Here is an 11923-nt window from a genome sequence, read left to right as displayed (position 1 = left end):
GTGTGGGTGTTCACCAGTTCGGACACGCGCAGCGGCGCGGTGACCTCCCATGGGATGACGGTGCCGTCGATGACATTACGCGACAGCGACTCGGGTACCTGAGGCACCGGCATGCCGACTGGGGTGGCGCCGAGGGTGGTGAGCAACTGGGTGATCATGCGGGTGGGACCACGCACCGTGCGGCCACGCATGTCTTCGAGGGTCTCGATGGCCGGGGCGCGCATGTGGAACACGCCGGGGCCGTGCACGTGCAGGGCGATGGGCTTGATCCCACTGAGCTCGTCCTGCAGGTGCTTCTCGTAGAAACGCCATGCAGCGCGGGAGGTGCGCTCGGCATCCACCGCGAGGAAGGGCAGATCGAAGACTTCTGCCTTGGGGAAGCGGCCCGGGGTATAGCCACTAAGTGTCCAGACCACGTCGACCACACCGTCGGTAACCTGGTCTATCAGTGCCGGCGGACGGCCACCGAGTTGCATTGCCGGGAAAATCTCGACCTTGATCCGACCGTTGGATTCGGCCTGAAGCTTCTCGGCCCAAGGGGTGATGAAGTTTGCTGGCACCGGCGCCTGCGGGGGCAGGAAGTGGTGCAAACGCAGCGTGACCTCCTGGGCCACGGCCTGGGACATCGCGAACATTCCACCGGCGACGATGCCGGCGGCGATGAGCATTTTCTTGAGCATCTTGATTGTCTCCTCCTCGACTTCATGGTTTGGACTGCGTCGCGCAGTCCCCCTTTTCTCGTCCCTCGGTGCGCACACGGAATCCACAACGCCTGCAGGGTCGGTAGGATGATCATAGGCCAAGCCGAACCGAAATAGCTACCCATGAGCTATCAAATAACGCGATAGCTGCTAGAACACCTGCGGTTTAGGCATGTTTGGGCCTAGCCGCGACAATGCGCCAAAATGCGTTTCGCCGCACTTTGCCCCGTGGGTGGCAGGGTTCGGAGCAGCGCACCGGCCGGACACAGGCTGGACGCAGATATCAAGAGGAGACGGCATTGAATAGTTCGAAATCGGTGATAAGGGCAGGCATTGCGCCCGGACTCGAGGCGGCGGTTGGCAGGGTGGTCGGCTGGTGTGCCAGCGCACTGGCGATCGTGGGTGGCGCGGTTCTGACGGCACTCGCCATAATGAGTGTCATATCGATCACCGGCCGCTGGGCGGTGGGCACGTCGATTCCCCTGCTGAGCAGCATGGGACCGGTTCAGGGTGACTTCGAGCTGGTGGAGATGGGGGCCGCCTTCGCGGTGTTCTCGTTTCTTGGCTGGTGCCAGTATCAACGCGGTCACGTCACGGTGGATATCTTCGTCAGCCGTCTGAGCCCACGCGCGTTGGCCGGTCTATCAACACTGTCCAACGCTGCGATCACTGCGGTGGCAGTGTTGATTGCGTGGCAGCACGGTCTCGGCATGATGGACCGGATGCGATACAACGAGTCGACCATGATTCTGCAGGTGCCGATCTGGTGGAGTTATGCGGCGTCGCTGGTCGGTGCATGGATGTTCGCGCTCGTGTCGCTTTATACCGTGTGGCGCAGCGCAAATGAAATGCTTGGGCAGGGTGAATCCGCTCACGCGACGGGGCATTGATCATGACGAGCCTCGAAATCGCGATCTGGTCCTTCGTCATCCTGCTTCTGTTGATCTTCGGCCGTATGCCAATCGGCCTGGCCATGCTGCTGTGCGGCCTGGTGGGTTCCTACACGATCTTCGGCAACTGGATGCCGGTGCTGGCCGGTCTCAAGAGCCACGCCTACGACACCTTCGGCAACTACTCGCTGTCGGTGGTGCCACTGTTCCTGCTGATGGGCGCTTTCGCGATGAAAGGCGGCTTGTCTACTGCGCTGTTCAAGGCGGCATCAGCCTGGCTGGGTCATCGCAAGGGTGGCGTAGCGATGGCGGCAGTCGGAGCGTCCGCGGGTTTTGGCGCAATCTGTGGCTCCTCGCTGGCGACTGCGGCCACCATGGGCCGGGTGGCGTTGCCGGAGCTCAAGCGCCACGGCTACTCGGGGGCGATGTCCACCGGCGCGCTGGCAGCTGGCGGCACGCTCGGTATCCTGATTCCGCCTTCGATCGTGTTGGTGATCTACGCGATCCTGACCGAGCAGAACATTGCCAAGCTTTTCATTGCTGCCATGATTCCCGGTGTACTTGCGGCTCTTGGTTACATGCTCACGATCGCGATCCAGGTGCGGCTAGATCCGCGCGACGCGATGCAAACCGAGCGGCTTTCATACTGGACGCGCTTCAAGGCCCTTGGAGAAATCTGGCCGGTGGTGCTGATCTTCGTTGTCATGATCGGAGGCATGAACACCGGGGTGTTCACCCCTACCGAAGGTGCAGCTGTAGGTGCAGCCGGCACCGGTCTGGTGGCCGCATTGCGTGGCCGGCTGGGCTGGCGAGACCTGGTCGATTGCTTCCGCAGCACTGCTGTGTCCACCGCGATGATCTTCTTCATCGTGCTCGGCGCGAGCTCGTACAACGCCTTTCTGGCCGTCGCGAGGCTGCCAGTGGCGGCGGCCGACTGGGTGGGCTCACTCGGCGTTGCCCCGCTCCTGGTGCTGTTGGTGATCCTGTTGATCTATCTGCTGTTCGGCTGCGTCATGGATTCCTTGTCGATGATTCTGCTGACCGTGCCGATCTTCTTCCCGGTCATCATGTCACTCGACTTCGGTCTCTCGCCCGAGGAAACCGCGCTATGGTTCGGCGTGCTGGTGCTGATCGTCGTGGAGGTCGGGCTTATAACACCACCAGTGGGGATGAATCTGTTCATCATCAACTCGATGTCCGGTGGGGTGCCGATGAGCCAAACCTACCGCGGCGTACTGCCCTTCGTCGCCTCCGACATGATCCGCACCCTGATCCTGGTGATCTTTCCCTCGATCACGCTGTGGCTGGTGTGGGTAATGTTCTGATCGGGTGGTTTCGGGCGCTGGCAGCTCTAAAGCGCCAGGCGGTGCATAGCCTTCAATGCGGTGGAGAGCGTCTCGTTCTCGACCGTAGCGGAGCGTGCGCCGGATCAGGTCGGGGCCTCGTTCATCAAGTGTTCACAAAAGGATGTCACTCTGTTCGATAAGGTGAAACGGAACCAGTCGAATTGCGTCGCGCAGTCGTGACGGGTGTCCGTGCCGCTGAGTGTTTGTCGGGAACGATCCCTGCAAAGGAAGATCGGTTGCTTTTCGCTTCTCAGGGATGAGCTCAGCGAAGCCGACTTTGGTGGTTCAAGCAGCGCCAGCTGGGTACTTGATGGGCAGCATGATGAAACTCAAGAAGCTATTGGACAAACTCGATCTGCTCTTGTCACCGGAGCGGCGCCAGCGCGACGTCAAGAAACGCAAGCTCAAGGAGCTGCTCGGCAACATGAAGCTCCACGAGCGTGAACTCGACAGCAAATTCGAGAATAGCTCGGATGAAGAGGAACGGGCCGGCCTGCATCTCAAGAAAGAGATCCTCCATCAGCAACGCAAGAAGGGCGTGCGATTGCTCAGGGAACTGAAGAGAGGCAAGGAATGAGGCAAGCCCGGGTGCACGTACTCAGTCGCTCGTCAGGCGAGCGGGGCTTTGCCCGGTTGGGCCGCTGATAAAGACTGCTGTCACCGTTGAGTTCAGCTGCGGGCAAGGGCGACCAGCGCGATACCAGAAGCGAGAACGCCGGTGGCAAGCAGGCGTGCGCGCCAGCAATCCCGATTGCCGAAGACGAAGATGCTGATCAGAGTGGCGAGCACCAGGCCGACATTGGTCAGAGTCACCACGTAGGCTGCGGGCAGGTACTGCATGGCGTGCACCACGAGCGCATATGAAGTTCCGATACACAGACTGCCTACCGCCAACGCAGGCAGCGAAGGTCGTCGTGCCGGCACCCAGTGCTTGTGCTCTCTCTGATTCAATAAACTCAGCAGGCCCCAGCTCGCGAGAAGGCCAGTGGAGACGAATCCGAGCTGGCTTCCGAAGGTGGGGAGATAGGTCACCGCCACCTTGTCGGATAGTGAGTACACACTGGTGCAGAGCGCTGCCAGCACTGCCCAGGACAGCGCATGGCGGGTATTGCCGCCGCGGGCGGTAAGCCCCAGCCATATGAGCCCTGCGACCGAAACCAGAATGCCGCCCCAGCCGATTGGCGTGAGACTTTCTTCAAAGAATAACACCGACCAAAGTGCGATCAGCAGGGGCGAGCTGCGGGCGATCGGGTAGACCAGGGCAACCGGTCCATGGCGGTAGGCTCCACGCAGGCCAAGGAAATAGGCGCTGTTGGCGACACTGCTGATCAAGAGGGCTCCGACCAGAGTTGGCGTCCAGTCAGCATCCCGGATCAGCGCGAAGAATCCGAAGGGGCCAAGAAGGAGCAGATGGCCGCTCACGCCCCACCACATGAAATTGCTCCGTGGGTCGACCTGCCGAGCGAGCAGGTTCCAGGTGACGTGCATCAGAACCGATACGGCAATCGCGAGCGTCGCTATGCTCATGCAGAGGTAATCTGACCGCTGTGGGAAGACAATGAGGCAACGACCCTCAAGTGGTTCTGTGCCCGGTGATTACGTCCAGTAACGCTTCGCCCGCCAGCTCAAGTTCGTCATCATTGCGGACCACGCACAGGCGGGGGTGAACCGGTGGCGGCAAGCGGTATCCGCGGTCGATGCGGGCAAGTACTTCGGCATCGCTTTCCCGTCCGCGCGCGCGAAGACGCTCACCCAGCCGTTCGGGCGAGACCTCGATCATGATCGGTCGAAGCCGCGGAAAGCGCGCGCTGGCCTGGGGGAGATGTTCCCGTGAGCCGTTGAGTACCACCTTCAGGCCGGCTCCCAGCCAGTGCTCGATTTCGATTCCGACGCCGTAATGCAATCCATGGGCTGACCAGTGCAGAGCGAACGCACCGGCATCACGCAATCGGTTGAACGCCTCGATGCTGACAGCTACGTGATCTTCACCGCCAGCCTCGGCCGGGCGTGTGATGTAGCGGTGCGCGAACATCAGCGGGGTATCCGCACATCGTTGGCGTACGAAGCGCATGAGGCTGTCCTTGCCTGCGCCTGAAGCGCCCATGACGTAGTAGAGCGCGGAGTCTTCGGATCTCGATTCTTTCATGGCCTCATATTGCTATTCCAACGCTTCACGGCGGTGACGTCGCAATGACGCGTGGAAGACTGCAAGACAGACGAAAACCACGAGTGGTGGATGAGGGCGGACCGGCGTGAGTCTTGCGGATGTCGCTTCCCAGCCAGTGCAGGCCTGACGGACGTGAAATCTTGATGACACCGGACGGATCAATACCGACGGTGGTTGGCTGGGTAGGCGAGGGAGATCGGCGTTGAGCGCAGCTGCTCCTGTTTTGTCGGCCGATGTCCAAGTCAAAGGTCCAGTCTGCGATTCGAAACAGTCACATGCCCGCAAACTCGCGCCGCCACACTTCGCCGGGTCAAATCAGCCGGTCCGCCGACCGGATCGAACAGGAGACCTTCGCGATGCTCGAACTCCGCAATCTCACCAAGCGCTTCGGCCCGGCCACGGCCGTCAGCGAAGTGACCCTGACCATTCCCGCGGGCCAGATGGTGGGCGTGATCGGCCGTTCCGGCGCCGGCAAGTCTACCCTGCTGCGCATGCTCAACCGTCTGGAAGATCCCAGTGGCGGAGGGATCGTGTTCAACGGGCTGTCGGTCGACGGCCTGAAGGGCCGCGAGCTGCGCCGATGGCGCAGCCGCTGCGCGATGATCTTCCAGCAGTTCAACCTGGTGCCTCGCCTCGACGTGCTCACCAACGTGCTGCTCGGGCGCATTGCGGAACACCGCACCCTGCCGTCGCTGTTCAAGCGATTCAGCGATGCCGAGCGCACCATGGCCATGCTCGCACTCGAGCGCCTCGATCTCGCCGACAAGGCCTTGCAGCGCGCCGACACCTTGTCGGGTGGCCAGCAGCAACGGGTCGCGATCGCCCGAGCAATGATGCAGCAACCGGAACTGCTGCTCGCCGACGAGCCGATCGCCTCGCTGGATCCGCGCAGCGCGGCCAAGGTCATGGATGCTCTGCGCGCGATCAACCGCGAGGACGGCATCACGGTGATCTGCAACCTGCACACCCTCGATACCGCCCGCCAGTACTGCGATCGAATCATCGCCATGTTCCACGGCCAGGTGGTCTTCGACGACGTCCCCGATGCGCTCACCCGCGATACGGTGCGCCGCATCTACGGCGTCGAGGACGACGCGGAGGGTTTCCGCGAGGAGCTGACCTCCAACAGTGGCTGGCTGCGCCCGGGGGCACCCCTGGCGCATTCGCCGGCGCTGGTCTGATTGACCATTCTCACCCCACCCAAAGCAAAAGGATCTGCCATGTCGAACTCCCTCAAGCGTCTCTTCTCCCCCGCGCTGGCCGTCGGCCTGCTCGCGACCACCTTTGCCACCTCGGCCCTCGCCGACTGGCGCCAGCAGTATCCGGTTGTCTCGATCGGCGCGACCACGACCGAGAATCAGGCCGCCACCGTTGCCCGCTTTCAGCCGCTGGCGGACTACTTCAAGGAAGAGCTCGGTGTCGAGATGCGCGTCCAGTCGGCGAGCGACTACGCCGCCGTGGTGCAGGCCCTGACCGCCGGGCACATCCAACTCGCCCGCCTGGGCGGATCGTCCTACGCGGCCGGCTGGATCGACAGCAACGGTGGCGTGGAGCCCCTGGTCGTGCCGGCCGAGCTGGACGGCACGCTCGGGTATCACTCGGTGCTCATCGTCCGCTCGGACAGCCCGTACCAGTCGCTCGACGACCTCAAGGGCAAGTCGCTGGCCTGGGCCGACCCGAACTCCACCTCCGGCTATCTCGTGCCCATCGTCAGCCTGCGTGCGGTCGGGATCGAACCCGCCAATCACTTCGGCCAGACCGTGTTCTCGGGCGGTCACGAGCAGAGCGTGATCGGGGTGCTCAACGGTACGCTCGACTCCGCCTTCACCTGGACCTCCAAGGATGACAACACCGGCCAGCTGCGCATGATGATGGACCGCGGCATGCTCAAGCGCGAGGACCTGCGTGTGGTGTGGGAGTCGCCGGTGATCCCGAACCCGCTCTACACGATTCCGAGCAACCTGCCGGAAGAGATGAAGCGCGACATCGCCGAGTTCTTCCTCAAGCTGCACAAGGAGCGCCCGGACATCGCCGATCTGGCCGCGTCGGGTCGGACCTCGGGTTTCGTGCCGGCCACCCACGAGATGTATGCACCGGTGGTCGATGCGGTGCAGGAAATGCGCAACTCGCGTCGTCAGCGCTGACCCGCATACATCCACACACCCCGGTGGCGTTCGCCGCCGGGGGTGAGGCCTGCCCAAGATGAGCGAACACACCCTCAAACCCGGATCCCTGCCGGCAGAAGTGCTGGCCCGGTTCGACCGCCTGCGTGCAGAACGCCGGCGCACCACCGTCATTGGGCTGGCGATCTTCGCCCTGTGCTTCGCCGCAGCGGCCTGGGTCGGCGAGTTCAGCCTCTCGCGCATCGCCGAGGGAGCCCCGCGCATCCACGAATACATCGTCAAGATCCTGCCGGAGCTGCGCGTGTCGCAGTTTGGCGAGGACATGGCCTACTGGTTTTACGGCTTGCCGCAGTGGCTCGCGCTGCTGTGGGAGACCGTCCTGATGGCCTATCTGGCCACGCTGCTGGGCACGCTCGGTGCGGTGCTGGGCTGCTTCTTCGCAGCGCATAACCTGACCCCCAATGGCCCGGCCTATTTCGTCGCCCGTCGTTCGCTGGAAGTCGCCCGCACGATCCCGGACCTGGTGTACGCGCTGATCTTCGTGTTCGCGTTCGGGCTCGGGCCGCTGGCCGGCATTCTGGCCATCGCGATCCACTCGATGGGGGCGTCCGGCAAGCTCTTCGCCGAAGCGGCCGAAAACATCGACATGAAGCCGGTCGAGGGCCTCCGCGCGGCCGGCGCCAACTGGGTGCAGACCATGCGCTACGCGGTGGTGCCGCAGGTGTTGCCGAACTTCGCTTCCTACACCCTGTGGCGCTTCGAACTGAATGTGCGCACTGCCGCGGTGCTCGGCTTCGTCGGCGCCGGCGGCATCGGGCAGGAGCTGATCACCGCCATCCGCATGCTGTACTACGAGGACGTCAGCGCGCTGGTTCTGCTCATCGTGCTCACCGTGACCTGCATCGACCTGCTGTGCGAGAAGGTGCGCCACCACTTCATTGGCAAGGAAAACCTCGCATGAGAATCGACATCGCCGACATCACGCCGGATCGCGTCGCCGCCTTGCGCGCTTCGGCACCCCAGGTCTTCGGGGGCACCGTGGCAAGCCGGCTCGCGAGTCAGGCTGTCTGGGCCGGGCTCATCGTCCTGGCGGTGTACTGCCTGGTGCGCTTCGACTTCTCGCCGGTTCGCTTGTGGAACGGTCTCGGCCAGCTCGGCGCGATCATTCGCCACATGTTTCCGCCGCAGTCCGGTGGCGCCTTCATGGAGTTCGCCGGCGCCATCCTGCAAACCCTGGGCATGGCCTTCCTCGGCACCCTGTTTGCGGCACTGTTCGCGATCCCGCTCGCCTTCCTCGGCTCGAAGAACATCCTGCGCTTCAGCCCGGGGCGCTTCCTGGTCCGTCGCGGCATGGACTTTCTGCGCGGGGTCGACCAGCTTATCTGGGCGCTGATCTTCGTGCGGGCCGTCGGACTCGGTCCGCTGGCCGGCATACTGGCCATCATCGTGTCCGACACCGGCACGCTGGCCAAGCTGTTCTCCGAGTCGATCGAGAACGTCGACCGCAAGCCCGTCGAGGGAGTGCGCGCCAATGGCGGCGATCCGGTGCAGACGATCCGATACGGCTTCATCCCCCAGGTGCTGCCGATGTTCCTGTCCTCGACGCTGTACATGTTCGAGTCCAACGTGCGCAGCGCGACCATTCTGGGCATCGTCGGCGCGGGCGGCATCGGCTATCACCTGGCCGAGCGTATCCGCAGCCATCGCTGGGAAGAGGCCTGCCTGATCCTGATCATGATCCTGGTGACGGTCGGGGTGATCGACTTCGTGTCCAAGCGCCTCAGGCAACGCCTCATCGGCAAGGCCACGCACTGAGCGCGGCGGGCGCCGCCGGGTGTCCGCGGGTCGCAATGCGGACGCCCGCCGAACCCCTGGCGAGACGGCGTGTCGCAGTGCATGTGCGCCTCCTGACGGTTGAGCCGGCCCTCGCTTCGGGGGGCCACCGGCCCCGGGGCGCGTGGCGTGTTGCCGGCGGATGTCCTGCGGGTTGCTCGATCGCCGGTTTCACCTGGCTCGCATGACTGCTCTCATCCTGAACGCACTTCGAGAACGACTTCGCTCGCTTGCGCGTCCGGTGCCTGGCGACTTCGCGCTGCCCAAGGGGTTCATGCCCCGGAATATCGATGGCGAGGTGCCCGAGTTCAGGCTGATGGACCCCGACGAGCTGGCCGAACGCATTCTCGCCGGGGAGTTCACCGAGGACGCGGCGGCCGTGGCGTCCTGCTGGCTGCTGGGATCGGATCCGAATGGCGCCGGGCACTGAGACCAGGCCCGGCACGGACCTCAGTGAGCCGTGTCTGTGCCCTTGATCAGCTTGCGGCGCAACCAGCCCGAGAAGCTGTCCATCAGCATGACCATGAGCACGATCAGCACGATGTAGTAGGCGACCTGTTCCCAGTCCTTCTGGGTGATGATCGCTTGCGTGAGCAGCAGGCCGATACCGCCCCCGACGATGGCGCCGATGATGGTCGCCGAGCGGGTGTTGGACTCGAAGTAGTACAGGACCTGGCTCATGAATACCGGCATCACCTGCGGGATCACGCCGAAACGATAGCGCTGCACCGCGTTGGCGCCGGTCGAGCGAATACCCTCGACCTGCTTCTTGTCGGTGTTCTCGAGGGCCTCGGAGAACATCTTGCCGAAGGAACCGGTGTCTGTGAGCAGGATGGCGAGCGCACCGGTCATCGGTCCGGGGCCGAAGGCGCGTGACAGCACGATGGTCCAGATCAGGCCGTCTACCCCGCGCAGGAAGTCGAATACCCGTCGCAGGCCGAAGCGCGCGATCAGCGAGGGTGTGAAGTTGTGGGCGGAGAGAAAGGCGAGCGGCAGGGCGATCAGCGCGGCCCCGAAGGTGCCGATGAAGGCCATCAGGATGGTTTCGAACAGCGCCCAGGCGACGTCCCCGTGCTGCCAGATGCGGTTGCGCCAGAAGCTCTCGGCCATGCCCTGGAGGTTGGACTTCGCAGCGTCGACGCGCTGGTCAGAGAGCGCCAGACCGATCAGCTCGCTCAGTGACTTTCCGTAGTAGGGGCTTTCGAGGCTGAACCAGAAAAGCTCCCAGCCGAGGAAGTAGCGAAACACATCGATCCGGGTGCGCGTAACGATCATGCGGGCGCCGTCAAGATCCACCACCAGCCGTGCGTCCGACTGGTTGACGAGGGTCGGCCGGGAATCATGAAAAAATCCCCGTTTATTCTCTAAGCTGCTGATTCGGCTTCGAGAATCCGAAAGCCGTCCGCCAAGACCTCAACCTTTCGACGGAAATCAAGAACATAGTCGCCGAAGCGATTGATGTGTTCCAGGCGGTATGGCGCCAAACCGGCCAGGACTTCCTGATTGATCAGCGCACCCTCGGCCTGTAGCCGCTTCAATACCCGACTCATCCCGACTACGTTGTGCAGGATCACCATATTGGCGACGAGATGGTTGTACTTGATAACCTTGCGTTGCTCGTGGCGCAGGTTCTCAGCGATCTCCCCTTCTCCGCCGAAGAACAGCTTCTTGGCGAAGCCATTGAACTGTTCTGACTTGTTGGTTTCGGAATGGATGAGTTTGCGTAGCTCGACATCGCCGACGTATTCCAGCAAGAACATGGTCCGCACGACCTTGCCCAATTCCTTGAAGGCGAAATACAGTTTGTTCTTGCGGCTGTAGGTTCCCAGACGGCGCAGGATGGCCGAGGCCGAGATTTTGCCGAGCTTGATGGAGACGGCCACCCGCAACATATCCGGCAAATGCGTTTCGATTAGTTGCCAGTTGATGTCGTCAGTGAATAGCCGGTCAATGTGCGCGAACTTTTTACCGCTCTCTGGACGATGGAATACCAGATCCTTGATGCCACGGATACGGGGCATCAGCTTGATTCCAAGCAGATGCGACAAGGCAAAAACCGTGTAGCTCTGGGCTTGCGTATCACCATGAATGGTGTCCGGTCGGATGTCCGAGGTATTGGTCATCAAGCCGTCGAGGATGTGCGTTCCCTCGTAGGTGCCACAGGAAATAAAGTGGCTGAACAAGGCAATGAACTTGTCGGAGACGTGGTAGTAGCCGATGCCGCCGTAGCCACCGTAACGGATGTGATGCTCGGAAATCAGGTTCTGCTCGTAGAGGTTCCATTTCGTACCATCGGCTGAGGCATGTTTTCCTGACCCCCAGTAGCTGGGCAATTCAAACTTGTTGTAGGCATTGATCACTTTGACGATGGCTTGTTCCAGCGCCTCTTCCGTGACGTACTTGATGTTGAGCCAGGCGACCTGTTTTCGGCTCATGCCGCGAATCGAGCGCGCAGTCTGGGTGGGGCCAAGATTGCAGCCGTAACAGAACAAGGTACTGATCACTCTTGGGCGCAATTCCTCGATCCGGCTTTCGGTTCCCATCAAGGGCCGGAACAACTTATGCAGTTGCAGCCAGCGCTCTGTATCGATCAGCACGTCAACGATGCTGACGTTCTCCATGTGCTCCGTGATCAGATGATCGATCTGGCGGATGCCGGGTAGCAGTTCGCTGGCCGGTGGTTTTTTCAGGATCAGACGGCCGTCAACGATTTCGGCGTGGGCATTTTCCGGGAACTCAGCATCGACGGCTTCAGCGGTTTCTAAGGAAGCGCTGAAGTAATCGCCTTCACCGCACTGGTGGACGCACGTTCAGCTTGAATGGTTGAAATATGCATAAATTTCGCGTTCTATCGCCGCTGATG

12 protein-coding genes and 1 pseudogene are annotated in these 11923 nt (G+C 62.2%); 8 read left to right on the top strand and 5 right to left on the bottom strand.

From position 1 onward, the window contains the following. A partial coding sequence (locus GPA21_RS16005) for a TRAP transporter substrate-binding protein (RefSeq protein WP_168989132.1) occupies positions 1 to 680 on the bottom strand: 680 nt, incomplete at its 3' end. Positions 681 to 1000: 320 nt separating this feature from the next. Between GPA21_RS16005 and GPA21_RS16000 the strand changes: the two genes are divergently transcribed. The 3 genes from GPA21_RS16000 to GPA21_RS15990 all read left to right on the top strand — a co-directional run bounded on the left by GPA21_RS16000 (position 1001) and on the right by GPA21_RS15990 (position 3514). After that, entirely contained in the window at positions 1001 to 1591 is a 591-nt protein-coding gene (locus tag GPA21_RS16000) for a TRAP transporter small permease (RefSeq protein WP_168989131.1), read from the top strand. A gap of 2 nt (positions 1592 to 1593) precedes the next feature. Beyond that, on the top strand, positions 1594 to 2916 hold the full coding sequence (locus GPA21_RS15995; RefSeq protein ID WP_168989130.1) for a TRAP transporter large permease: 1323 nt from the start codon (positions 1594 to 1596) through the stop codon (positions 2914 to 2916). A gap of 340 nt (positions 2917 to 3256) precedes the next feature. Then, positions 3257 to 3514: a hypothetical protein gene (locus GPA21_RS15990; protein WP_168989129.1), complete on the top strand. Its 258-nt coding sequence runs from the start codon at positions 3257 to 3259 to the stop codon at positions 3512 to 3514. 92 nt (positions 3515 to 3606) lie between these two features. Here the strand turns inward: GPA21_RS15990 and GPA21_RS15985 are convergent, their stop codons facing one another. Together GPA21_RS15985 and phnN are read right to left on the bottom strand one after the other, a co-directional pair. Next, positions 3607 to 4464: an EamA family transporter gene (locus GPA21_RS15985; RefSeq protein WP_168989128.1), complete on the bottom strand. Its 858-nt coding sequence runs from the start codon at positions 4462 to 4464 to the stop codon at positions 3607 to 3609. A gap of 46 nt (positions 4465 to 4510) precedes the next feature. After that, positions 4511 to 5083: a phosphonate metabolism protein/1,5-bisphosphokinase (PRPP-forming) PhnN gene (gene phnN / locus GPA21_RS15980; protein ID WP_168989127.1), complete on the bottom strand. Its 573-nt coding sequence runs from the start codon at positions 5081 to 5083 to the stop codon at positions 4511 to 4513. Between the two features lie 377 nt (positions 5084 to 5460). Here phnN and phnC point away from each other — a divergent pair, with 377 nt between their 5' ends. The 5 genes from phnC (at position 5461) to GPA21_RS15955 (ending at position 9490) form a co-directional block, all read left to right on the top strand. Further along, entirely contained in the window at positions 5461 to 6285 is an 825-nt protein-coding gene (gene phnC / locus GPA21_RS15975) for a phosphonate ABC transporter ATP-binding protein (protein ID WP_168989126.1), read from the top strand. 39 nt (positions 6286 to 6324) lie between these two features. Continuing rightward, a complete protein-coding gene (gene phnD / locus GPA21_RS15970; protein WP_168989125.1) occupies positions 6325 to 7248 on the top strand; it encodes a phosphonate ABC transporter substrate-binding protein in 924 nt (307 codons plus the stop codon). A 58-nt stretch (positions 7249 to 7306) separates the two neighbouring features. After that, entirely contained in the window at positions 7307 to 8188 is an 882-nt protein-coding gene (phnE, locus tag GPA21_RS15965) for a phosphonate ABC transporter, permease protein PhnE (protein WP_168989124.1), read from the top strand. Next, positions 8185 to 9042, top strand: coding sequence for a phosphonate ABC transporter, permease protein PhnE (phnE, locus tag GPA21_RS15960; RefSeq protein ID WP_168989123.1), 858 nt, complete (start codon positions 8185 to 8187; stop codon positions 9040 to 9042). The genes phnE (GPA21_RS15965) and phnE (GPA21_RS15960) overlap by 4 nt, the downstream gene beginning before the upstream one ends. A gap of 202 nt (positions 9043 to 9244) precedes the next feature. Beyond that, on the top strand, positions 9245 to 9490 hold the full coding sequence (locus GPA21_RS15955; RefSeq protein ID WP_168989122.1) for an NUDIX hydrolase: 246 nt from the start codon (positions 9245 to 9247) through the stop codon (positions 9488 to 9490). A gap of 20 nt (positions 9491 to 9510) precedes the next feature. Here the strand turns inward: GPA21_RS15955 and phnE (GPA21_RS15950) are convergent, their stop codons facing one another. Beyond that, complete coding sequence (gene phnE / locus GPA21_RS15950; protein WP_168989121.1) at positions 9511 to 10335, bottom strand: phosphonate ABC transporter, permease protein PhnE; 825 nt, start codon at positions 10333 to 10335, stop codon at positions 9511 to 9513. Between the two features lie 89 nt (positions 10336 to 10424). Further along, positions 10425 to 11816 (bottom strand): annotated as a pseudogene (locus GPA21_RS15945) (transposase); the annotation flags it as partial. Positions 11817 to 11923 lie beyond the last annotated feature (107 nt).

Origin of the sequence: Azoarcus taiwanensis (assembly GCF_012910885.1) — a bacterium.
GTDB lineage: Bacteria > Pseudomonadota > Gammaproteobacteria > Burkholderiales > Rhodocyclaceae > Azoarcus_F > Azoarcus_F taiwanensis.
Note: the sequence above shows the minus strand (reverse complement) of the source record. Positions and strands in the feature narration are given on the sequence as shown.